27 protein-coding genes and 1 riboswitch are annotated in these 22,813 nt (G+C 47.2%); of the genes, 6 read left to right on the forward strand and 21 right to left on the reverse strand.

Annotation, left to right across the window (positions count from 1 at the left end; translation table 11 throughout):
* Window positions 1-61 precede the first annotated feature (61 nt).
* The 4 genes from ptsG to A0126_RS11370 form a co-directional block, all read right to left on the reverse strand.
* Window positions 62-1,585 carry a glucose-specific PTS transporter subunit IIBC gene (ptsG, locus tag A0126_RS11355; protein WP_088837677.1) on the reverse strand — a complete coding sequence of 508 codons (1,524 nt, stop codon included), beginning with the start codon at window positions 1,583-1,585 and terminating at the stop codon, window positions 62-64.
* Between the two features lie 223 nt (window positions 1,586-1,808).
* Window positions 1,809-2,666: a glucose PTS transporter transcription antiterminator GlcT gene (glcT, locus tag A0126_RS11360; protein ID WP_029331241.1), complete on the reverse strand. Its 858-nt coding sequence runs from the start codon at window positions 2,664-2,666 to the stop codon at window positions 1,809-1,811.
* A 100-nt stretch (window positions 2,667-2,766) separates the two neighbouring features.
* Entirely contained in the window at window positions 2,767-3,084 is a 318-nt protein-coding gene (locus A0126_RS11365; protein ID WP_029331243.1) for a YuiB family protein, read from the reverse strand.
* 84 nt (window positions 3,085-3,168) lie between these two features.
* On the reverse strand, window positions 3,169-4,380 hold the full coding sequence (locus A0126_RS11370; RefSeq protein ID WP_088837678.1) for an NAD(P)/FAD-dependent oxidoreductase: 1,212 nt from the start codon (window positions 4,378-4,380) through the stop codon (window positions 3,169-3,171).
* A 243-nt stretch (window positions 4,381-4,623) separates the two neighbouring features.
* On the opposite strand from A0126_RS11370, the gene A0126_RS11375 reads away from it, so the two are divergent.
* On the forward strand, window positions 4,624-5,619 hold the full coding sequence (locus tag A0126_RS11375; protein ID WP_088837679.1) for an NAD(P)/FAD-dependent oxidoreductase: 996 nt from the start codon (window positions 4,624-4,626) through the stop codon (window positions 5,617-5,619).
* 81 nt (window positions 5,620-5,700) lie between these two features.
* Here the strand turns inward: A0126_RS11375 and A0126_RS11380 are convergent, their stop codons facing one another.
* The 4 genes from A0126_RS11380 to A0126_RS11395 all read right to left on the reverse strand — a co-directional run bounded on the left by A0126_RS11380 (window position 5,701) and on the right by A0126_RS11395 (window position 8,104).
* Window positions 5,701-6,198, reverse strand: a complete 498-nt coding sequence (locus A0126_RS11380) for a GNAT family N-acetyltransferase (protein WP_088837680.1) — start codon at window positions 6,196-6,198, stop codon at window positions 5,701-5,703.
* Window positions 6,199-6,256: 58 nt separating this feature from the next.
* Window positions 6,257-6,766, reverse strand: a complete 510-nt coding sequence (locus A0126_RS11385) for a GNAT family N-acetyltransferase (RefSeq protein ID WP_088837681.1) — start codon at window positions 6,764-6,766, stop codon at window positions 6,257-6,259.
* Window positions 6,763-7,629: an NAD-dependent epimerase/dehydratase family protein gene (locus tag A0126_RS11390; protein ID WP_088837682.1), complete on the reverse strand. Its 867-nt coding sequence runs from the start codon at window positions 7,627-7,629 to the stop codon at window positions 6,763-6,765. The genes A0126_RS11385 and A0126_RS11390 overlap by 4 nt, the downstream gene beginning before the upstream one ends.
* Window positions 7,630-7,753: 124 nt before the next feature.
* A complete protein-coding gene (locus A0126_RS11395; RefSeq protein ID WP_029331252.1) occupies window positions 7,754-8,104 on the reverse strand; it encodes a HesB/IscA family protein in 351 nt (116 codons plus the stop codon).
* Window positions 8,105-8,220: 116 nt separating this feature from the next.
* A riboswitch (FMN riboswitch) is annotated at window positions 8,221-8,360 on the forward strand.
* Window positions 8,361-8,517: 157 nt separating this feature from the next.
* Between A0126_RS11395 and A0126_RS11400 the strand changes: the two genes are divergently transcribed.
* Window positions 8,518-9,084: an ECF transporter S component gene (locus A0126_RS11400; RefSeq protein WP_088837683.1), complete on the forward strand. Its 567-nt coding sequence runs from the start codon at window positions 8,518-8,520 to the stop codon at window positions 9,082-9,084.
* A gap of 60 nt (window positions 9,085-9,144) precedes the next feature.
* Here A0126_RS11400 and A0126_RS11405 read toward each other — a convergent pair whose 3' ends face one another.
* Window positions 9,145-9,378: a YuzB family protein gene (locus A0126_RS11405; RefSeq protein ID WP_088837684.1), complete on the reverse strand. Its 234-nt coding sequence runs from the start codon at window positions 9,376-9,378 to the stop codon at window positions 9,145-9,147.
* A 92-nt stretch (window positions 9,379-9,470) separates the two neighbouring features.
* Between A0126_RS11405 and A0126_RS11410 the strand changes: the two genes are divergently transcribed.
* Complete coding sequence (locus tag A0126_RS11410; RefSeq protein ID WP_088837685.1) at window positions 9,471-10,523, forward strand: NAD(P)/FAD-dependent oxidoreductase; 1,053 nt, start codon at window positions 9,471-9,473, stop codon at window positions 10,521-10,523.
* Between the two features lie 356 nt (window positions 10,524-10,879).
* On the opposite strand, the gene A0126_RS11420 is transcribed toward A0126_RS11410, so the two are convergent.
* Entirely contained in the window at window positions 10,880-11,182 is a 303-nt protein-coding gene (locus A0126_RS11420; RefSeq protein WP_088837687.1) for a DUF1462 family protein, read from the reverse strand.
* Between the two features lie 109 nt (window positions 11,183-11,291).
* On the opposite strand from A0126_RS11420, the gene A0126_RS11425 reads away from it, so the two are divergent.
* Window positions 11,292-11,519 carry a NifU family protein gene (locus A0126_RS11425; RefSeq protein ID WP_012371190.1) on the forward strand — a complete coding sequence of 76 codons (228 nt, stop codon included), beginning with the start codon at window positions 11,292-11,294 and terminating at the stop codon, window positions 11,517-11,519.
* Between the two features lie 47 nt (window positions 11,520-11,566).
* On the opposite strand, the gene A0126_RS11430 is transcribed toward A0126_RS11425, so the two are convergent.
* Entirely contained in the window at window positions 11,567-12,331 is a 765-nt protein-coding gene (locus A0126_RS11430) for a TIGR01457 family HAD-type hydrolase (protein WP_088837688.1), read from the reverse strand.
* Between the two features lie 6 nt (window positions 12,332-12,337).
* Window positions 12,338-12,781, reverse strand: coding sequence for a DUF86 domain-containing protein (locus tag A0126_RS11435; protein WP_088837689.1), 444 nt, complete (start codon window positions 12,779-12,781; stop codon window positions 12,338-12,340).
* 155 nt (window positions 12,782-12,936) lie between these two features.
* On the opposite strand from A0126_RS11435, the gene glpX reads away from it, so the two are divergent.
* Together glpX and A0126_RS11445 are read left to right on the forward strand one after the other, a co-directional pair.
* Complete coding sequence (gene glpX / locus A0126_RS11440) at window positions 12,937-13,917, forward strand: class II fructose-bisphosphatase (protein ID WP_088837690.1); 981 nt, start codon at window positions 12,937-12,939, stop codon at window positions 13,915-13,917.
* Between the two features lie 38 nt (window positions 13,918-13,955).
* Window positions 13,956-14,234, forward strand: coding sequence for a DUF3055 domain-containing protein (locus A0126_RS11445; RefSeq protein ID WP_088837691.1), 279 nt, complete (start codon window positions 13,956-13,958; stop codon window positions 14,232-14,234).
* A gap of 47 nt (window positions 14,235-14,281) precedes the next feature.
* Here the strand turns inward: A0126_RS11445 and A0126_RS11450 are convergent, their stop codons facing one another.
* From A0126_RS11450 to A0126_RS11490, 9 genes are all read right to left on the reverse strand, one after another.
* A complete protein-coding gene (locus tag A0126_RS11450) occupies window positions 14,282-14,734 on the reverse strand; it encodes a general stress protein (protein WP_088837692.1) in 453 nt (150 codons plus the stop codon).
* Window positions 14,735-14,822: 88 nt separating this feature from the next.
* Window positions 14,823-15,188 (reverse strand): YutD family protein, encoded by a 366-nt coding sequence (locus A0126_RS11455; protein ID WP_088837693.1) that lies wholly within the window; start codon window positions 15,186-15,188, stop codon window positions 14,823-14,825.
* Window positions 15,189-15,293: 105 nt separating this feature from the next.
* Window positions 15,294-16,193 carry a lipoyl synthase gene (lipA, locus tag A0126_RS11460; RefSeq protein WP_088837694.1) on the reverse strand — a complete coding sequence of 300 codons (900 nt, stop codon included), beginning with the start codon at window positions 16,191-16,193 and terminating at the stop codon, window positions 15,294-15,296.
* 64 nt (window positions 16,194-16,257) lie between these two features.
* Window positions 16,258-17,562 (reverse strand): bifunctional metallophosphatase/5'-nucleotidase, encoded by a 1,305-nt coding sequence (locus tag A0126_RS11465; RefSeq protein ID WP_088837695.1) that lies wholly within the window; start codon window positions 17,560-17,562, stop codon window positions 16,258-16,260.
* A gap of 20 nt (window positions 17,563-17,582) precedes the next feature.
* Entirely contained in the window at window positions 17,583-18,425 is an 843-nt protein-coding gene (locus A0126_RS11470) for a DUF72 domain-containing protein (RefSeq protein ID WP_088837696.1), read from the reverse strand.
* A 120-nt stretch (window positions 18,426-18,545) separates the two neighbouring features.
* The gene (locus A0126_RS11475) at window positions 18,546-19,106 is read right to left on the reverse strand and encodes a dihydrofolate reductase family protein (RefSeq protein ID WP_088837697.1); all 561 of its coding nucleotides are present in this window, start codon (window positions 19,104-19,106) and stop codon (window positions 18,546-18,548) included.
* Between the two features lie 629 nt (window positions 19,107-19,735).
* Complete coding sequence (gene sufB / locus A0126_RS11480) at window positions 19,736-21,133, reverse strand: Fe-S cluster assembly protein SufB (RefSeq protein WP_028105809.1); 1,398 nt, start codon at window positions 21,131-21,133, stop codon at window positions 19,736-19,738.
* Between the two features lie 32 nt (window positions 21,134-21,165).
* Window positions 21,166-21,600, reverse strand: coding sequence for a Fe-S cluster assembly sulfur transfer protein SufU (gene sufU, locus A0126_RS11485; protein ID WP_029331275.1), 435 nt, complete (start codon window positions 21,598-21,600; stop codon window positions 21,166-21,168).
* Window positions 21,590-22,813, reverse strand: coding sequence for a cysteine desulfurase (locus tag A0126_RS11490; RefSeq protein ID WP_029331277.1), 1,224 nt, complete (start codon window positions 22,811-22,813; stop codon window positions 21,590-21,592). The genes sufU and A0126_RS11490 overlap by 11 nt, the downstream gene beginning before the upstream one ends.

A 22,813-nucleotide genomic window follows, 5' to 3' on the forward strand; every position in this document is an offset into this window, starting at 1 on the left:
ATTCTTTGAAACACAAAAAAATGAGCCTCCCGATTTCGGAAGACTCACTTTACTTAAAGACTTAAACTGATTTTTCTTGTTTACGTGAATTGATGACGGCTTGGATCTCAGATTTGATGTTATCTGATTTTGGTCCGTAGATCGCTTGAACGTTGTTACCCACTTCAAGGACACCAGCGGCTCCAAGTTTTTTCAATTCGTTTTTGTCGACTTTCGACTTGTCGAGAACTTCAACACGAAGACGTGTGATACATGCGTCAAGATGTTTGATGTTTGATTCAGAACCGAGTGCGTCAAGGATGCCCGCTGCGAGCTCAGAACCTTGAGCCAATGAAGTTTCTTGTACTTCATCTTCACGACCTGGTGTTTTCAGGTTGAACTTGCGGATTGCAAAACGGAATCCAACGTAGTAAACGACTGCAAGAACAAGACCGACGACGATGACGAGCCACCACTGCGTACGTCCTGGAAGGACACCGAAGAGAAGGAAGTCAATCAATCCACCAGAGAATGTCATCCCGATTTTAACGTTCAAGAGTTGCATTGTCATGAATGAAAGACCTGCGAAAACTGCGTGTACTGCGAACAAGATTGGAGCAACGAATAAGAATGCGAATTCGATTGGCTCTGTGATACCTGTTAAGAAAGCTGTAAGTGCTGCTGATCCAAGAAGACCACCAACGACTGCGCGACGCTCTGGGCGTGCTTCATGGTACATTGCAAGTGCTGCTGCTGGAAGACCGAACATCATGAACGGGAATTTACCAGTCATGAACGTACCAGCTGTTAATTCAACGTTATCTTTTAACTGTGCGAAGAAGATTGCTTGGTCACCGCGGACAACATCTCCTGCTGCGTTCGTGTACGAACCGAATTCGAACCAAAACGGTGCGTAGAAGATATGGTGAAGACCAAACGGAATCAATGAACGCTCAATGAGACCGAAGACGAAAGCTGCAAGCGTCGGGTTTTTCTCCATCATGAAGTGAGAGAATGAGTTCAACCCGTCTTGAGCGAATGGCCATACGAAGACAAGTACAAGACCTGCGAACAATGAAACGACTGCTGTAACGATTGGAACGAAACGTTTACCTGCGAAGAATCCGAGGAACTGCGGCAATTCAAGATTATGATACTTACCGTAAGCCCAGGCTGCGAGTAAACCGATGATGATACCACCGAAGACACCTGTTTGAAGTGTCGGAATACCAAGTACGTTTGCGTACCCTTGACCGTTTGCGACCATTTCTGGTGTAACGCCGAGCCAAACACTCATCGTTTTGTTCATGATCAAGAATCCGACGATTGCTGCAAGTCCGGCTGCGCCGTCCCCTGCTAAACCAATCGCGACACCGACCGCGAATAAGAGTGCTAAGTTACCGAAGATGATATCCCCGGCTGCTTCCATCAATTTTGCAACCTTGATGATCGCATCATTTTTTAAGAACTCGAGTTTTGACGTCAAGTTCGGATTTTGCATCGCGTTACCGAATCCAAGTAAGATCCCGGCAGCTGGCAAAATCGCAACAGGAAGCATTAATGCTTTACCGACACGTTGAAGAACAGCGAAAATCTGTTTGAACATGTGTGTTTCCTCCTCTTAATCTAAAATCTAGGAATAATGAATAATACCAATGACAGGTTGAAAAAAGTCAGACATCCGACCGATTTTTACAGAAAAAAATCAGGCACGAGCGGATTGTAGAACAAAATACACTTATCCCGCGAAATGAATCTAACGGAAATAAACCATTTTGTCCGACTTCCCACTCATGCCTGATCGTATCAGTAACACGTAGTCCGTGCGGTCATTTACCTAAATCGTACTGCACTAAGCGTTGCAGATGCATCGTAAGATACGTCGCCTCACCGCGCGGTACCGCTTTCTTCAACTGACGTTCCATGATGGACATCAGCTCCCAAGCAGTATCATAGCACAGGGGATATTCTTCACGCAATAGCTTTTCTACTTTTTCTGGCGCCTCTAGGTACTCCCCATTGGAAACCCTTTCAATCGCCGAGCGGAGATGGCGAATTAAACGCTTATAATCCAACGATTTTCGATCGATTTTAATTTCTAGCCGTTGTTCGATATGACTCGCAATTAATCCGACGAGTTGATGATGACGATTGACTTCGAGCACATCTTTAAAGTTCGTCGCCGAATGAATATGGAGTGCGATGAATCCTGTTTCTGCCGGCGGAAGATAAAAATTCATCTCGGCACTGATAAATTCAACGATTTCCTCAGCAAGCGCATATTCTTCCGGATATAAAGCTTCCGTTTCCGCTAAAAAGGGATTCGTGACCTCCATCCCTTGTTCGAGCCGCTTGAACGTAAACGTCAAATGATCCGTCAGTCCGATATGGATATGTTCATCAACGCGCTTACCGAACCGCGTTTCAATCATCGAGACGATATCATTCATCAAGGCGACGAAATTTTCATCTAAATGCCCGACGAGTGCTTTATATTGGTCTTGCTCTTCTTTATCCTTCAAGGTATAGACTTTTTCTAATTTTTCAAGATCCGTCAGTTGATCGCCTGGCTTCCGTCCGAAGCCAATCCCTTTTGCGAGGATAATGACTTCCTGATTTGCACCAGTCGAACAAATGACGACATTATTATTCAAGACTTTGATAACGTGGTACATTTGTTTATCCATTCGCTCTCAACCCTATCTGCTCTTACACATTTTTTAAAGACACTGTTTTTATTATAACGTGTTTCCACGCACTAAAAAAGCCTACTTACTCAAGTAGGCTTTAAAACATTTGGTAACCACTTTTACGCAGGAAACGAATCGACATTCCGGCAATGATGATACCGGCAAGTCCTGCCGCAAACATCGTAACGTCCGCTGTCTGCAAACCCATGATTCGATCACCTAACGCTGGAATTGCTTTTTTCGCATTCGTAAAATATTCAAGCGTCGACTGATTATCAATCATCATGATGATGATGACCGGATATAAGACGAGCATAATCCATGTGCTACGTAACAACATGTTTAAGATAAAACCAATACTAAAGAACATGACGAGATAAAGTACACTCCCGATCACGGCTTGGATAATATGCATAATGTTCCCCCTTTAAATCTCTTCGTCTAGTATAACCGACAAAAAAGGCAAATGCACGAGTGTACATTTGCCTAAAAGGTGAACTTAGAATTTACCTTTTTTGATCGCAAGACCAATTTTCTTCAGTTCAAGGAAATGTTTGTTGTCGATGACTTTTTTCATGAATGATGCGTTACGACCATAAATCTTCTTACCGAAGACCATACCGATTCCATCTTTATGACCAAGTGATGCGACTGTTCCTTTATTTTCATATGTGAACGTCGATGTTTCACGTCCACCGATGAGTGCTGAAATGTTTTCAGCGACTTTGTGCGCTTGTTGTGTCGCGATTTGTGCTGTTGGCGGGTATGGACGGTTTGAACTTGGGTCCATGACTGCTGAACAGTCACCAATCATGAAGACATTGTCATGTCCAGGGACACGAAGATCTTCCTCAACGACAACACGGTTACGCATTGCTTCGAAACCTGATGCCGCAACGACCGGGTTCCCACTGACGCCACCTGTCCAAATGATTGTGTTCGCTTCAATCGTTTCTGTTGTATCACCTTGGAGTGGACCAAACGTAACCGTTCCAGGACCACATTCCTTGATGCCGTTACCGAGTTTGAACTCGATCCCTTGGCGCTCAAGCCATTTGTGTGCGTAGTTGACGAGATCTGCATCAAATCCAGGAAGGACAGTCGGAGCTGCCTCGATATTGACGACACGCACGAGTTCGCGTGGGATATCGTATTGTTTACAAAGCTCTGGAATCCGGTTGACGAGCTCACCCATGAACTCGATTCCTGTAAATCCAGCTCCACCGACGACGATCGTCAGAAGTGAACGATCCGTTGAACCAGTCGTTTTGTATTCTGCGAATGAATAGTCGATGTGTTCTTTGATTTTCCGGACACTGTTCAATGAGCTGATCGTTAGAGCGTTCTCTTTCAATCCTTTGATTCCGAAAGTCTCTGGAACGCCACCGAGTGCAACGACGACGTAATCGTAAGGAACAGCTCCACCGTCTTGAAGTTTCACTGTGTTGCTTGCCGTATCGACTTTTTCAACAATCCCTTTAACGAGTTTGACGCGTGAAGGATTGATGACATCATTGATATAGATGCGCGCTTGTTCTGCTGACATCGTACCTGCCGCAGGTTCATGTAACCAAGTAGTTTGGTAATGATAGTCGTGTTTGTTGATCAATGTGATGTTGGCTTGATCGACGCCAAGTTTCTTTTGAAGGTTGACTGCTGTGATCAATCCACCGTAGCCGGCTCCAAGAATAACAATGTTAGGTGTGTTCATGTTCTGATACTCCTTACGAATGGTAGTTTTGTTGTGATTTTCTTCACATTCAATTACAAATAAATGCTTAAAAACTTTGTTCAAATAATGTTCACATGTCTATAAGCTTATTGAAACACTTTTTCTGACGGATTGCAAAAGAAAATTCTAGAAATGCTGAAAAAAATGTAAGATTTCCCGTACTTGCAACACCCGCCCCTCCTACCTATATAATAGGAGTATCCAACTATAGGAGGGAATCAGATGTACCAACCATATGATGTCACGATTATCGGGGGCGGTCCAGTCGGATTGTTCACCGCGTTTTATTCAGGGATGCGTCAGATGAAGACGAAAGTCATCGAAAGTCTCCCCCAACTCGGTGGGCAACTGGCGACGCTTTATCCCGAGAAATATATATATGATATTGCCGGCTTCCCGAAAGTCAAAGCTCAGGATTTAGTCGATCGTTTGCTTGAACAAGCAAATGAGTTCGACCCGACGTATGTCCTCGGCGAAACGGTCGTCGCCTACGAGCGCCTCGAAGACGGAATCATCCGCCTCGTGACGAACAAAGGAGAACACTTCACGAAGACCGTCATCTTGACGGCAGGTAACGGCTCGTTCGCCGCCCGTCCACTTGGTGTTGCCGATGCCGAACGGTTCGAAACGAGTAACTTGCACTATTTCGTCAATGAAATGGATCGCTTCAAAGATCGTCAAGTCGTCTTACTCGGTGGTGGCGATTCCGCTGTCGACTGGTCATTGATGCTTGAGCCGATCGCGAAATCCGTCACGCTCGTTCACCGTCGCGATAAATTCCGTGCACATGAACATTCAGTCGAACTGCTCCACAACTCATCCGTCAATGTCATGACACCGTATACGCTCGAATCCGTTACCGGTGAAGAGAGTATCGAAACTCTGACGTTCAAACATGCGGAAACGGAAGAAGTCATCGTCGTCGGGGCAGATGACGTCGTCTGCAACTTCGGTTTCGTTTCGTCGCTCGGCCCGTTAAAAGAATGGGAAGTCGAGTTTGAACGCAATTCGATTCGCGTCAATTCGAAAATGGAGACGGCGATCCCCGGCATCTTTGCCTGTGGTGACATCGCGACGTACGACGGTCGTGTCAAATTGATTGCGACCGGCTTCGGTGAAGCACCGATTGCTGTCAATCAAGCGAAACTACTCGTCGATCCGTCCGCCCGTCATCCACAACACTCGACCAGCCTGTTCGAAAAAGTAAAAAATCATTAATGGACATGAAGAAGCGTTTCCTCGGTGTAAATCGAAGCAACGCTTCTTTTTTTGCGGTTCCTAAAAAATCTGTGTTCTTCTTTATGAAGCAGCAATCGGTAAAGCAACTCGGTATACATATTCCTCTAGCTCTTTCCCACCCCGTTCGATCACACACCCGGAAACACGGATACCTCCGAGTCGTTCATAAAAGTGGCAGGCCGGATTATCCGCGAGCACGGCAATGATGAGTGACGTAACACCATGTTCCTCCAACTGACGGACGACACGGTTGACTAAGGCGCGACCGATTCCGCGCCCTTGATACGAACGCAACAAATAGATCGCTGACAGTTCCCCTTCTGTCGATTCTGTTTGATTTTGCTTGCCGTGGGCAAAACCAATCAAACCTTTTGCGTCGACAGCAACAAAAACAAGTCCATCGACTAACAATTCCCGCCATGCAGCGGCACGCTTTTCTGTCGACAACTGATCGAGGTAGTCGTCAGGAATGATGCTGCGGTATGTCTCTTGCCACGCTGAAACGTGGACGGTGGCGATTGCTTCAGCGTCGTCTACTGTCGCTTGGCGTATCTGCATAACTATCCTCCCTCGAATTAAAAATCATCCTAATGAAAGTAGGATGATTAGAATGATGTTAAGACAGCGGGACATTGAATCGTCGTACACGTGACCCGTCTTCTTTCATAAATGACTCCAGTTCTTCTCCGCCGTTCGCTTCGATGACACGTCCTGACGCGATGTTGTCTGCACTGCACGTAATCAAGACCGATTCTAGTCCACGTTCTTTTGCGACTTCAAGTGCTTGACGCAGACCTTCCGTCGCGTAACCGCGCTTCCGGGCGCTCGGCCGAATCCCGTATCCGATATGACCCCCGATTTGTTTTAAACCATCGTTTAAGTCATGACGGAAGTTCACAGCACCGACGATTTGTTTCCCGTCGTAAAACCAATAGGTCGAGTGCGTCACCCAGTTCTCTGGAGCCGTCAATGCCTCTTGTTCCTGCTCCTCTAAAAAGTCAGCGAGGGGTAAAAAAGTTTTGCTGACGACACTCGGGACAATCGGTTCCCCGGATTGTTCCCATTCTGCCAAAAAGTCTAAATACTCCGTTTCGAGATGGACGGACGGTTTTACTAACGTAATCATTTGTGATTTCGTACCTCCTCTTCAATGAGTCGATCGAGCCACTCGTCGACGTGTTGGAATAAATAGCCGGCTTTTTTCGCTGCTGACGTATCCATGTAGAAATCACGTTCTGGCGCCAGTGGTGATTCATCGTCGCCCGTCGTCGCGAACGTTGATTCCGTTCCTGCGACACGGTCAATCTTATCCATCAAATCTTGAATCGATAACACCCCGTCACTCGCTGCATTGATCGGTCCTGTCATCGTCGAACGACCACACCATTCAAGGAACGAGGCCGCTTCATAGCTTGAGATATATCCCATTTTCGCATAGAGGTTTTCAGCCACCACAGGAGTCCCTGCGAGCGCACGTTTCACATGGAAGACGAGACGTTCCGTGTAATCATCCGGTCCTAAGACGACCGGGAAGCGAACGGCGATAACAGGAAATGTCGCCCGTTGAAAGAAATAACTTTCTGCTTGGCGCTTTCCTTCCCCGTAATCATGTTCCTGTTCCAAGTCATATTTCCCGGGAAACGGATTGAAATCCCGCTCTGAAAGATTTGCTCCTCCCCCGTCATAGACGGACATCGTCGACGTTAAGATGTAGCGTCCGACCTTTCCTTCGAATGCATCGACGGCAAGTTTTGCTTGATATGGATTAAAACAAATATTGTCGTAGATGATATCCCAGTTTTGACTCCCTAAATCTTTCATCGTACTGCTTGACGTCCGGTCCCCTTTAAAGAATGTCAAGCCCTTCGCGACAGGTGGCGTATGTTCCCCCCGTGTGACGAGCGTCACATCATCGCCGGCGTCAGCGAGTCGTAATGCCAGCCGTCTTCCAAAATAACGTGTCCCACCAAAAATCAACACTTTTCGCATCGATAGTCCTCCTTAATGATGACGTACTCATTCCGTTGCCCTACTGTCTTCTCTACCCGATTCTTAAAATCCTGTATCTCACGAAAAAACAAAAAAACGCGGACTCTGAGGTCCACGTTGTGAGTTAGCAACCACCGGGTGTCCCGGCGTTCGTCGCTGTTCTAAATGATGTCCCGCAGCCGCATGTCGCGATTGCATTCGGATTCGTGATTGTGAATCCGCCACCGAGCATCGATTGTTTATAGTCAATTTCTAATCCTTTGACGACCGGATAGTCTTTTTCATTGACGATGACATTGACACCATGTTGCTCAAATGTCAGGTCCGTCTCCTTTTGGCTATCGAAACCCATTCCGTAGGAGAGACCACTGCATCCGCCACCTTGAACGAGCATGCGGAGATTTCTTTCATCGTCCGGCGCTTGTTGCATCATCTCTTTGACTTGAAGAGCAGCTGCTTCTGTTAATTGGATCATGTAATCACCTTCCCTTTTTCTATAGTATACGCAACTTTACGTAGATTCGAAACCTAGTTGCTTGAAACTATCTTGAATTCGTTGTATAAATGAATTGTATCAAAAAAATTAAATCGTTCCATCTTCAGGGCAGGGTGAAATTCCCGACCGGCGGTAAACAGACCATTGTCTGAAGCCCGCGAGCGAATAGGGCGCTATTTGCTGATTCTGTGTGACTCAGGAGCCGACAGTATAGTCTGGATGGGAGAAGATGGCGGCATGTATATAGACTTATTCCGATTTTGCACATTTCGGATAGGCTTATTTTATTGCGGACTTCTCCCCTGTTGAATCTTATTCAACGGGGGTTTATTTTGGACGCAGTCATGCCAATACTTCATCGAGAGGAACGAAAAAAAGGAGATTTTACTCGTATGAAACGCACTCAAAAAATGGTCACACTCTCAATGTTAGGTTCAATTTCATTTGTTCTTATGTTACTCAACTTCCCACTACCCTTTTTACCGAACTATTTAAAAATCGACTTCAGTGATGTCCCGGCGTTGATTGCTGCTATCATGTTCTCACCGGTAGCGGGTGTAATCGTCGAAGCATTGAAGAACGTTCTCTATTATATTTTCCGCGGAAGCGGTGTTCCGGTCGGCGAACTTGCAAACTTTGCAGCGGGTGTTGCTTTCATTCTTCCTGTCAGCTGGTTCTACCATAAAAAGAAATCAACGCAAGGTCTTGCAACCGGCTTAGTCGCAGGAACAATTACCATGGCACTTGGACTTGCGATTCTCAACTATGTTTTGATCCTCCCGGCATATGCTTGGTTCTTCGGGATGGACTACATGCTTGATCCGGCTGTCAAATGGACAACGATCATCGCTGGTATCTTGCCGTTCAACATCATCAAGGCCCTCTTCATCTCAGCACTCTTCATTCCGCTGTTCTTAAAATTAAAACCTTGGATCAACCGTCGTCAACAAGCTGCATAAGTCCTAGGCGCGCCCGCCGACCGACAAAATCCCCCACTTCATTTGAGGTGGGGGATTTTTTTAGAGTTCATTTTCTTCGATTTTAGCGTAGATGTTTTCTAACAGTTCTTCCGGTGTCTCTCCGATGACGGTCTGGCCGTCAACAAGACAAAAATGATCAAGCGAGCAGATGCCGCAGTAGCCAAGACAACCATACTCGACGACATCGACATTCGGGTCGCGTTCGAGTTGTGACATGACGACTTGTGTCCCTGCCGCTAAGTTACTGATACAAAATTCAATAATGGGATTCACTTTTTTTCCTCCTTTAAGCAGGAATTTACCTTCCTCTTGTCGTATTATACAAGGTCAGACTGATTTAGGGGAACTAAGGGGGATTTTAAGTTATGAAGCAACTAGTCGTTTTAGGTGGCGGATATGGCGGAATGCGAATTTGTGAACGCTTCAAGGATGAAGAGGTCGCCGTGACGCTTGTCGATCGATTGCCGTATCACGCATTAAAGACCGAGTATTACGCTCTTGCAGCAGGTACATTATCCGATCGTGATGTCCGGATTGAATTTCCGGAGGGGAAACATCTCACATATAAATATGGACATGTCGTTAACATCTCGCCAGAGACGAATTCTGTGTTCTTGCAAGACGGGACAGAACTTTTTTATGACGATCTCATCATCGCATTAGGTTGCGAAGATAAATACCATAACATACCGGGCGCTCAAGAGTTTACTTATAGCATTCAGACACTCGAAGAGTCACGCAAAACGCATCAAGCGATTTGTGGACTGTCGCCCGGCGCGACGGTCTCGATTGTCGGTGCCGGTCTCTCGGGTGTTGAACTGGCAAGTGAACTCCACGAAAGTCGCAAGGACTTGAAGATTCGTTTATTCGATCGTGGTCCATCTGTCCTATCGTTCTTATCTGATAAAGTATCCTCTTACGTTCAGGAATGGTTCGAGGAGCATGACGTCGATGTCATCAACAATTCGAACGTCACCCTCGTCACAGCAGATGATGTCCGCAACGGTGAGGACGTCTATCCGACGAACTTAACGATTTGGACAGCCGGAACGCAACCCGTCAAAGTTGTCCGTGACCTCGGATTTGAAGCAGATAGCGGCGGACGGATTAAACTAGCGGAGCATCATCACGTTCCGGAATACGATAACTTGTTCGTCATCGGTGATTGCGCGAGCCTTCCGTATGCACCAAGCGGACAGCTCGCAGAGCATCAAGCGGATCAAGTCGTTGATGTCCTTGAAGCGAAATGGGCCGGAAAAAAACTTCCGAAATTACCGGAAATCAAATTACGCGGCATGCTCGGGTCACTTGGGAAATCAGACGGATTCGGAATCGTCATGGGTAAACAGGCCCTGACGGGAAAAGTGCCACGCCTTCTAAAATCAGGTGTTTTATGGAAACATAAAAAGATTAAATAAACGCAAAATCCCCAAAGTCCATTTAGGCGCTTTGGGGATTTTAGGCTGTATACACCACTTATGTAGAGTAAAGAGGCTTACATGCCTCTGCTTTCTCCTCACCTTTTCTTACACCGGCCTAAAAAGCTTTTCATTTCGTTGACTCCTGCGGGAAAAAGCGCGTTTTTTCGCGCTGCCGAGAGGCAGGCAAGACCCTGCTCGTTGTCCGCCAGGATCAAGGAGCAACGGCTTGCGCCTCGCCCGAGGAAAGCAACGAAGAAGAAACAAACTTTGATCACCCCATACTACTTTGTCTACACGCTGAAACCCCCAAAGTCCGCTTAGGTACTTTGGGGATTTTTAAACGTCAATGAAGTTTACTGCGCAGCCTGATTCAATTTCAGATCAATCGCACGCGTGACTTTTTTCAGTTGAACATACCCTTCGTCAATCATTTCGCCATCGAGTAAGACGAGTGGGTAAAAATATTCGTCGTCTTTTAAAGCATCCACCCAACTGTCACGTGTCGTCGCCTGTTCAAAATCGACGTAAACAAATGTTAACTCCGTTTCATATTTCCGTCCAAGTACAGCCTGTAACCAGCTGAACGTCTCTTCCGAACTCGGTGCCCCGACACAGCTCGGACACGTCACAGCTGCCCCATATACCTTGATTTCCATCAGATATCCCCCTTCTTCCGTTTACTCTTTCTCAGTATACAAGTTTTCCAGATTGAGAACATTTTTCAACCCTGTTACAATGAATTTATAAGAAAGGATGTGTTTACGCATGGAAATGTTTGATCAAGTGAATGAAGTCCTCGAAAAATTGCGTCCGTTCCTTCTTCGTGATGGAGGAGACGTTGAGCTCGTAGATGTTGAAGATGGTATCGTTAAACTTCGTTTGATGGGAGCTTGCGGCAGTTGCCCAAGTTCGACAATCACATTGAAGGCTGGTATCGAACGTGCCCTGCTTGAAGAAGTAGCTGGCGTCGTTGAAGTAGAACAAGTCTTCTAATTCGAAAAAAACCCCCGATGACATCCGTCGTCGGGGGGTTTTTATGGTTATAAAATCCACTCGGCAAGCGAATCGACCATGTACGTCGGCTGAACATCCTGCCCTTGAATAAAGACAGGCGTATGAACACCCGAGTTGACATGCATCGTCCGAATCCCACCATTGATTCCGAATAAGATATCCGTATGGTAGTTGTCACCAACCATGATGACATCTTCCTTCGCAAGACCAATCATTTCAGCAGCGATGTTGACCATGACCGGTTCCGGTTTCCCGATGTAGAACGGCTCTTTTTCTGTCGTCACGCGTAAAACCGATGTCAAGGCACCGTTTCCTGGTAAGAAGCCGCGTTCTGTCGGAATTGCGATATCGCCGTTCGTCGAGATGAATCGTGCTCCTGCCCGAATCGCCAGTGCACCGATCGCTAACTTCTCATACGTGATTTGACGATCGAGTCCGATGACGACGTAATCCGCATGCTCATCGGCAACGACTTGAAGTCCTTGTTGTTCTAAGGCATCGAGCAACCCGTGTTCACCGATCGCATAGACATTTGCACCTGGGTCGAGTTCTGCGATGTAGCGACCTGTCGCCATCGCACTCGTTAAGACATGTCCTGCATCGGAATGAACGCCCATGCCGCGTAGTTTTTCAGCGACGGCTTCTGCTGTCATCGATGCATTGTTCGTCACGAACAGGTACGGCACGCCTTCTGCTTGCAAGCGATTGACAAAATCAACGGCTTCTTGAACAGGTTCTGTTCCGTTATACATCGTGCCGTCTAAATCGAATAAATAACCTTTCGCTTTCATCCTGACTCACTCCTCGTTTGGTAAAAATGCCGAGACGGGTCCGAGTTCTGTCTCTAAGTATTGACGGACCGCGGACGGAAATCGACGAAGCTCTATTTCTTCTTCGCTCAAGACCGTCCGGACTTCTGCTGTACTCGACTTCGTAAACTCACGGACGATCGGTGTCCGCAGTGCGACGATTCGTTTTAAGCTCGTCGCGAGTTCTGCGTCAATCACCCGCTCGTCTTCTAAAATCAATACGATATCTTCATAACTTCCCGGATCACGCATGATGAAACCATCAATCATACTATTTCCGATATCAATGATACTTTCGATGACTAAAAACCCGATCCGTTCCAGCGCTAAAGCTGTCGTCACCGCATCCCCCGTTAACTCTTTGCTTTGACGAAGCGCTGTCTCGAAACAAATCACCGTTTGTTCAATCTTTTCCCGATTCACGAAATACATCTAGCATTCCCCCTCACATCTTCCATTTTAGACCTATCGGCGGTCCATGAAAAGTAGAAACGCCATTTGCATCACATTCCTCAATGTGTTATCCTCAATTTAGATTTTTACCCAAAATAGTATGTCACATTAAGTGACTTGGAGGTTATTTATACATGGAACGGGAACTTGCATTAGAAATCGTCCGCGCAACAGAGGCTGCTGCCCTCGCATCTGCAAAATGGATTGGTCGTGGGAAAAAGAACGAGGCAGATGATGCCGCAACGACAGCGATGCGTGAAGTCTTGAATACGGTCAATATGACAGGAACAGTCGTCATCGGAGAAGGTGAACTCGATGAAGCACCGATGCTGTTCATCGGCGAACAACTCGGCACGACAAATGGTCCGATCGTCGACATCGCAGTCGATCCGCTCGAAGGCACGAACATCGTCGCAAAAGGACTCGGTAACGCCATGGTCGTCATCGCTGTCGCAGACCAAGGCGCACTCTTGCATGCTCCTGATATGTACATGGATAAATTAACGGTCGGTCCGAACTTAAAAGGACATGTCTCGCTCGACGATCCACTCGAAGTCATCATTGAAAAGGCAGCTGAACTGAACAATAAACGGATTGAAGACGTGACGGTCATCATGCAAGACCGCCCCCGTCACGACCACTTCCGTGAAGCCGCTATGCGGATGGGCGCCCGCGTCCGGTTATTCGAGGACGGCGATGTTTCTGCCGGAATCGCCCCCCTTTCACCGGCAACAGGCATCGACATCTTCATCGGAACGGGCGGTGCACCGGAAGGCGTCATTACCGCTGCTGCTGTTAAAGCAATGGGTGGCGACATGCAGGCACGCTTGCACCCGATGGACGACGAAGAGACGGCCCGTGTCATTCGGATGGGACTTGCTGATCCGTTACAATTATTGACGCTCGACGACTTAATCAAGAGTGACGATTGTATCTTCGCGGCGACAGGTGTCACGACCGGTGAAATGCTCGACGGGGTCAAGTTCATCACGGACGATATCGTAGAGACGACGTCGCTCGTCATGCGCTCAAAAACACGGACCATCCGTAAAGTCATCGCGGAACACAGTCTGTCGCGCAAACCGTACTTGCAAAATGTTCCCCAAACCCTTTAATCTGAAAAGAGACTAGGAAATGAGGGACTTTACACGTCATGATGGAAGAACGCGATTTTTTATATGATGATGTCGAACAAACGAAAACACGGTTTATTTGCTGGATTGGTGAAACGAGCCGGTTCGATTTAGCAATCACGCACTCGGAACATTTTTTCGGAAAGATTTTAGTGCTGAATTTACTCTCGAACCGCTTCGCAATCATCGGTGCCGATGATTTTGACGAACCGGGTTATATCGCTCATGCCTTCGACCTCGAAGAAGACGCAGCTGATGAACTCGAACGGTATTTAAGTGAATACATTGGTCTCACATGAAAAAAAGCAGCTCCATCCGTGAAGGATGGAGCTGCTTTTTAAGCATTTTAGAGGAGACGATCATTGCGTTCATTCAGTGTATTCGGTCCACTGAACACATTCGTATTGTCTGAATCATCATGAGCTTTACGCTCTGAATGCTGATCTGCCTCGTCCCCGACGAGCAAGACGAATTGATGGTCTTCGACTGCTTTGTTTGCACGGTCGACATCTTCTTTACTTAAGCCACTCGCTTGCAACACATCTGTATGCGTCGTCGAAGCAGCTTCTTTCTTTTTGAAGATCCCTTTGATCTCATGCCATAGGTTCATATGCTCTTCTTGCGACAGCTTCGTTGACGTCTGGTGATTATGCAAATCTGCCATGTCTTCGATTTGATCTAAGTCATAGCGGTCATGGGCAACGACTTTTAAGTCCGTTGAAATGACTCCGGCGACACGCAAATCATGAACAGCACTAACGATTTCTGGCACAGTTTTATAAATCCCGACGATTCTCATGGATGGTTCCCCCTATAGGTACGTGATACTTATAGTAATAGCCGAAATCAGCCCATCAGAAACGCTTTTAAATATGTCTTTTTGATTACTATGCTTCTTCAGTCGGAGAAAATTTACGTTTAAGCTTCAACGTATTGGCCGAAGATCCGTCGAAGCGAGGTGGTGCTTCTTCTCCTTCTACCGGCTCCATCCGTTTGACGATGAAATAAGCACAGCCGAAATTACAGTATTCATATAAATAATCCGCAACATGCGAAATCTTCGTATCAAACGTCGCCTTGATGTGATCGTCATTATAGAAGCCACGTAGTCGAAGTTGACCGTGCCCCCAATCTCCGACGATGTAATCATATTTTTCGAGGACATCACTGAATCGTCCGATGAAAGCTTCCTCATTGAAACCTTCACGCTTTTCTTCGACGATTTCATATCGTTCGCGATTGACTTGTATCATTTTTCCACCCCCTGCTCCTATTATCATAGCATATTCATTTCTGAAAACGAATCTCCGCGCAGACGAAAAACCGTCCCAGTCGGCTACTGAGACGGTTTCATTTACTCAATCGATTGGTAAAGCAGCTTTATTTTTTTTCGCTGCGTTGACTTGTTCATCCGCATGATAAGAAGAGCGGACGAGTGGACCGGCTTCACAGTGTGAGAAGCCTTTGCCAAGCGCAATTTGTTTTAGTTCAGCAAATTCTTGTGGTGTATAGTATTTGATGACATCCAGGTGTTTTTTCGTCGGTTGAAGATACTGACCGATTGTCATGATATCGACGTCGTTCGCACGAAGATCATCCATCGTCTGTAAAATCTCTTCCCACGTTTCACCAAGTCCTAACATCAAACTTGATTTCGTCGGGATTTCGGGAGCAAGCTCTTTTGAACGGCGAAGGAATTCGAGTGTCCGGTCATACGTTGCTTTTGCGCGGACCGTCGGTGTCAAGCGTCGAACCGTCTCGATGTTATGGTTCATGATGTCCGGTTTCGCTTCAATCAAGGTTTGGAGCGCATCAAAGTTTCCACCCATATCAGATGGCAAGACTTCAATCGATGTCTCCGGGTTCATCCGTCGTACTTCACGGACCGTTTCGGCGTAAACTCCTGCCCCGAAGTCATTCAGGTCGTCACGTGCTACTGCCGTGATGACTGCATGTTTCAAGTTCATCAGACGAACCGATTCTGCGACACGTGTCGGCTCTTCTAAATCGAGTTCATTCGGACGTCCTGTCGTCACAGCACAAAAACGGCAAGCCCGTGTACAGATACTCCCAAGAATCATAAACGTCGCTGTCCGGCGAACGGCCCAACATTCATGGATGTTCGGACACTTCGCTTCCTCACAGACAGTATGTAGCTTTTTTTCTCGCATCATACTCTTAAGCTCTGTGTAGGTCTCGTTCGTATTCAACTTGATTTTTAGCCATTCTGGTTTCCGTTGAATCTCTCCTCTAGCCATAAATACACTTCCCCCTTCATCCCCCAAAAAAGTCATTTATTTTCTGTTTCAGTATACCAAACAATTATCGTTTAGGGGCATGCAATTCAGTGAATTCTGACTTCTCCGATAGCCGGTTAAATAGCAAATCTCGTAAAAGCTCCGGCATGAAATACTGTTTCGGCATGTCTTTGATTGCTGGGAAGAGAGGTCCAAACGTAAACATGTCTGGCATCGCGACCGTGTAGTGCGCCGACTCGTCCAGTGTGGCTAAAACGGAGTCACGTCCTGCGTAATGCATTTTCCCCATCAATTTCCCGCGAAAACCGAGTCCACGGACTTTTAACTGTTCAAACTGATTCGTTTCGACTTCTTCCATGAACGTCATCAGTTGCCGTCCTGTCATCGTGACGTTACACGGATTGATGGGATGCGGACATAACCGGTGCAGGTCGAAGGAAGAGACAGGACCCGGAGATAGCGAACCGAGCAATATACCAGCCGGGACACAAGCAATATCTGCTTTACACCAGTCCTGCATCGTCTCTGCTAACAGTTGGGAGAACGGTGACGGACTAAACCAGTCATTCGCTAGACCTGATGTCCTGCCAATCGGTTGTTTCATCACTTTTTCAGCAGTATATTGTTCACGGTCGAGTAATCCGGAACTCGCTTCATCCGCCGCATAGTCGTGGAGCGGGTGCAAGACGGCTTCTTTTTCACCGGTATCCGTGTTGAGATAAATCTCACCTGCGTATTGACCGTGCTTACCGGCTTGAGCAATCAAGACACCATTCTTGACGACACCATCGTCTAAGACATGATGCGTATGGGCTCCGATGATTAAATCAAGCTCCGGAAACCGTTCTGCCAGTTCCTCATCCTGATAAAACCCAAGATGACTCAAACAAATCAGGACGTCGACCTGTCCGCGAAGCGACTCGATTTCACGCGCTGCTGCTTCGAACGGGTCTTCGATTGTCCACCCGAGCAACTCATACAGTTCATAGTAAGGGGCCGTCAGACCAAAGACTCCGACGTTACCGGTCGGAAGTTCCTGAATCATGCCAGACTTCGCGAACGGTGCTGTCATATTCGAGACGAGTACAGGGAACGTCGCTTCTGTATAGAGTGCCGCAAGCCAGTCATGGGGAAACGTGATTCCTTCATTGTTTCCGATCGTCACGGCAGTCGGTGCTAACTCATTTAAGAGATGGGTATTGATTTTTCCTTGCGTCGCTTCCGTCGCCGGTGCGACACGGTCTGCATGATCCCCTAAATCAAAGACAAGGGAGTCGTACGTCCGGTGTTCCTTGATGAACGACATATAGCGAGGCCACATATCAAAGTGTGAATGAAGATCATTGTAATGGATGACGTGTAACTTCACGCTCAAAGCCTCCTCTAAAATTAAAACAACGAGATTTGCCGGGGAGCGAGTTCATAATCGAGATTAAGGATCTCAATCAGACGTTTCGCATTCGGCGCGGCATCGCCTGCTGAATTGTTATTAAAGAAAACATACACGTCTTTCGCTTGTCCTGCAAGCGTCCGGACATGTTCTGCTAATTCTTGTAATTCTTCTTCCGAGTACCGGTATAAACAACGGACCTTCCGCCAGTCGTCACTGCTTTGTCCCGGCTTTTTCAGCCAGCCGTTTTTGTTCCGACCATGCAAGCGGACGAACGCTGTTTCTTGCGTGACGACAGGAACAAACGGGACGGAACCGTCTTCTGTCTGCGGCTCATCACAAATCGTATGAATGAACTGATGCTCTGCTAAAAAACGAAGTGTCCGTTCCCGATATTCGTCGGAGTACCAGGACGGATTTCTGAATTCGATCGCAACCGGGAGTCCCGCAAGCGATTTACGAACAGTTTGCAAGTATTCAAGGTGAACTTTACTAACGTCGAACCAAGGTGGCAGTTGAACGAGAATCGCAGCAATCTTCCCGCTCTGCCGCATCGGCTCAATTGACGCGATATATTGTTCGAAAATCGGACCGAGCGGATCTTTGTTGTCCCGATCGTGCCCGCTCATCGCCCGGTGTACTTTGACGATGAAGCGAAAGGCGTCTGGTGTTTCTGTGACCCATTTTTGATAGTTTCGTTCCGGTTGAATCGCATAAAACGTCGAATCGACTTCGACTGCCGGAAAATGTCCCGCGTAGGCAGCCAGTTTTTCTTTTCGGTCTTGCGGTGTCGGATAGAGGCTATCATGATCCCCCCAACCGGTCACGCCGACATAAATCATCCGCTTATCCCTCCTTACGACAAAAAAGACCTATCGCTTTTTTTGACGCAGGCTTTTTTGCACTGTCTATTTTCTTATCATATCACAGCTAAATCGAAAACTTCTTCTCGAAGATTGTCGTCAGCGTGTTCGTTCGTATCGAAGGACAACACAGCCGGAAGAAGCAAAGTGCCGTTGTTCGACGAGGCGTAAAGCAAGTGGTTGGTCGAGTCGTCCAAACATCCGTTTTCCGCCTCCGAGCAGGACAGGATAGACGACAACATGGTATTCATCAATCAAGTCACGTTGCATGAATTGTGCAGCAAGATTTGCGCCACCGACGGATATCCGTTTGCCGGGCATCCCCCGTAAACGTTCGACTTCTTCTTCAATCGTCATCGTTGCAAGCCGGGCATGCCCATCGACCTGCGTCAATGTCCGGGAGAAGACAATCTTCTCGATTCCTGTCCAAATCAGTGCATAGTCACGAATTTCTGCGACTTCTTCCGTATCGCTTACGTTCGACCAAAACGGATGCATCATTTCATATAACTTCCGTCCATAGAAATGTGTATCAAACTGTTTTTCGTAGTCATTGAAGTAACGATGGAGTTCCTTGTCAGGTGTAAAGGGGAGTAAGCCTTGCTCATCTTCGAGATAGCCGTCAAGCGATACTTGAAATGAGTAGACAATCGGTCGCATCGGTCATCCTTCCTTTCTAGAAGCTGTTTCTTACTCTCTACCCGTTGTCGGAAAGAACAATCAACAATACCCCAGTAAAATAAGACCGTATGCCAGACGGATAGTTCGTGTTATCCGACACGCTTTCCCTTCTCGAATCACATCTTGAAAACACGTTGATTCTCGTGACTCCTACTGGAAAAAGCGTTCGGCGATAATCGCTTTAGCAACCAATCTGACTTTCGTTAAAGTCAGATACTGGAGACAAATGCTATCTTATGAAGATCGAAGAGCCGACATCACCATACTGCCGTGTCGCGCTTCCATGTCTCGACTCGCCTTACTCTACGGCACAACCTAAACAAAGCTTCTCTTTTTCGTTGACTCCTACGGGAAAAAGCGCAAGGCAACTTGCGCTGTCAGAGGCAAGCAAGACCCTGCTCATTGCCCGATAGGTCAAGGAGCAACGGCTTGCCCCTCGCCCGAGGAAAGCAACAGAAAAGGAAGAAGCTTATTCTTGTCTAATCCGGCTTCGCCTAAAAAAGTACGAGAGCAGATTTTAATCTAAACGAAATCACGCGCCTCACCCGATTCCTAAAGGAAAACGGATAAAGCGCGTGAGGAGTGTAAAATTCTTTTTCGGAGTTAGATTATCCGATTGAACCTTCCATCTCGAACTTGATGAGACGGTTCATTTCGACCGCATATTCCATCGGCAATTCTTTTGTGAATGGCTCGATGAAGCCCATGACGATCATTTCTGTTGCTTCTTCTTGTGAAATCCCGCGGCTCATCAGATAGAACAATTGTTCTTCCGAGACCTTCGATACTTTCGCTTCGTGTTCAAGCGAGATGTTATCGTTGAGGATTTCGTTGTACGGAATCGTATCCGATGTCGATTGGTTATCCATGATGAGTGTGTCACATTCGATGTTCGAACGCGCTCCGGTCGCTTTACGGCCGAAGTGGACGATTCCGCGATACGTAACTTTCCCACCGTGTTTCGAAATCGATTTCGAGACGATCGTTGACGACGTGTTTGGCGCAAGGTGGATCATTTTCGCACCCGCATCCTGGTGTTGCCCTTTACCCGCGATGGCAATTGATAATGTCATCCCGCGTGATCCTTCACCTTTTAAGATGACGGCTGGGTATTTCATCGTCAATTTCGAACCGATGTTACCATCGACCCATTCCATCGTCGCGCCGGCTTCACAGATCGCACGTTTCGTAACGAGGTTGTAGACGTTGTTTGCCCAGTTTTGGATTGTCGTGTAACGGCAATAGGCATTTTTGTTGATGAAGATCTCAACGACCGCCGAGTGAAGCGAGTTCGTTGTGTAGACCGGTGCCGTACATCCTTCGACGTAGTGCACAGATGCTTCTTCGTCAACGATGATGAGCGTCCGCTCAAATTGACCCATGTTTTCCGAGTTGATCCGGAAGTAGGCTTGAAGCGGCGTATCCATCTTGACGCCTTTTGGTACGTAGATGAATGAACCACCCGACCAAACCGCTGTGTTAAGGGCAGCGAATTTGTTGTCTGTCGGCGGAATCAATTTACCGAAGTACTCACGGAACAAGTCTTCGTTCTCTTTGAGTGCTGTATCGGTATCTTTGAAGACGATCCCTTGATCTTCAAGTTCACTCTTCATGTTGTGGTAAACGACTTCTGATTCGTACTGTGCCGAAACACCTGCCAAGTACTTTTGTTCTGCTTCCGGGATACCGAGTTTGTCAAACGTACGTTTGATTTCTTCCGGTACTTCATCCCATGATTTTTCAGCACGTTCCGATGGCTTCACGTAATACGTGATATCGTCAAAACGAAGATCTGATAAATCGCCACCCCAGGCCGGCATCGCTTGTTCGTTGAAAATCTTAAGCGATTTCAAACGGAAGTCGAGCATCCATTGTGGTTCTTCTTTCATTTTCGAGATCGTTTCGACGACTTCTGTCGTCAAGCCGCGTCCAGAACGGAAGATCGAGATATCGCGATCGTGGAAACCATATTTATAATCGCCAATTTCAGGCATGTTCTTAGCCATGTTCATTTCCTCCTCTTACTTACTGACCGAAGTTACTTGCCTTCTTCCACGCCACGTTCGAGCGCTTTCCAAGCAAGTGTCGCACACTTGATACGTGCTGGGAATTTTGTCACACCGGAAAGTGCTTCTGCGTCCCCAAGATCAAACTTCTCATCATCATAGTCTTTCCCTTGAACCATCTCAGAAAAGATTTCTGCGAGTTGTAATGCTTCTTCGACCGTTTTTCCTTTGACGATCTGTGTCATCATCGACGCGGACGCCATACTGATGGAACACCCTTCGCCGTCAAACTTTGCATCTTGGACGATATCGTCTTCGATCGCGAGCTGTAAGCGAATCGTGTCTCCACACGTCGGGTTGTTCATATCGATCGTCACGCCTCCCTCGATCGCACCGCGATTACGAGGAGTTTTATAATGATCCATGATCACTTGACGGTACAAGTGATCGAGATTGTTAAAATCCATGACTGAAATACTCCTTCGTTTGACGAAGTCCTGTCACTAAGGCATCGACTTCTTCTTGCGTGTTATACAAGTAGAAGCTTGCTCGTGCCGTTGAACTGGCACCGAGCCAACGCATCAGTGGTTGTGCACAGTGATGACCGGCGCGGACTGCGACGCCTTGCATGTCGAGTACCGTCGCGACATCATGTGCATGGACATCGCCGAGATTGAATGTGACGAGACCGACACGTTCTTCTGGACCATAAATCGTTAATCCATCGATTTCACGCATCTGTGCCATCGCATACCGGGCGAGTTCGCGTTCATGGGCTTCGATGTTCTCTAGACCGATTTCTTCTAGAAAATCAATCGCTGCCGACAGACCGACTGCCCCCGCAATGATGGGTGTACCGGCTTCAAAACGGTACGGTGATGGTTTGAACGTCGATTCTTCAAGTCCGACGTAATCAATCATCTCGCCTCCGAATTCGACCGGTTCCATCGCATTCAGTAATGCTTTTTTACCATATAAGACGCCGATTCCTGTTGGTCCACACATTTTATGGGCAGAGAACGCCAGGAAATCACAGTCGAGATCGACGACGTCAATTTTTTGATGCGGTGCACTTTGCGCTGCATCGACGACCATGACGGCACCGACGGCATGCGCGAGTTGCGCCACTTCTTTGATTGGATTGATCGTACCGAGGACGTTCGAGACATGTGCCATCGCAACGACTTTCGTCCGATCGGAAATTTGTGCTTTGACGGCTTCAATCGTCACGCGACCATCAGCTGTCAAATCAACATATTTCAATTTCGCTTTTTTCTTTTTCGCGACTTGTTGCCACGGAATGAGATTCGCATGGTGCTCAAGATAGGTGACGACGATCTCGTCGCCTTCTTGCACATGCTCCATTCCGTAACTGGACGCGACGATATTAATCGCCGTCGTCGTCCCACGGGTAAAGATAATTTCTTCATGGTGTTGCGCCTTGATGAAACGACGTACGTTCTCACGCGCACCTTCGTACGCATCCGTCGCTCGTGTTCCGAGCGTATGGACGCCACGGTGCACATTCGAATGAACCGTCTTGTAGTAGTTGTCGATCGCTTCGATGACGACGAGCGGCTTTTGTGACGAAGCCGCACTATCTAAATAGACGAGTTTCCGGTCATTAACCTGTTGGTCAAGAATCGGAAACTGATTGCGGATGGATGCATCGATTCCCAT

This window comes from Exiguobacterium sp. N4-1P (assembly GCF_002214325.1).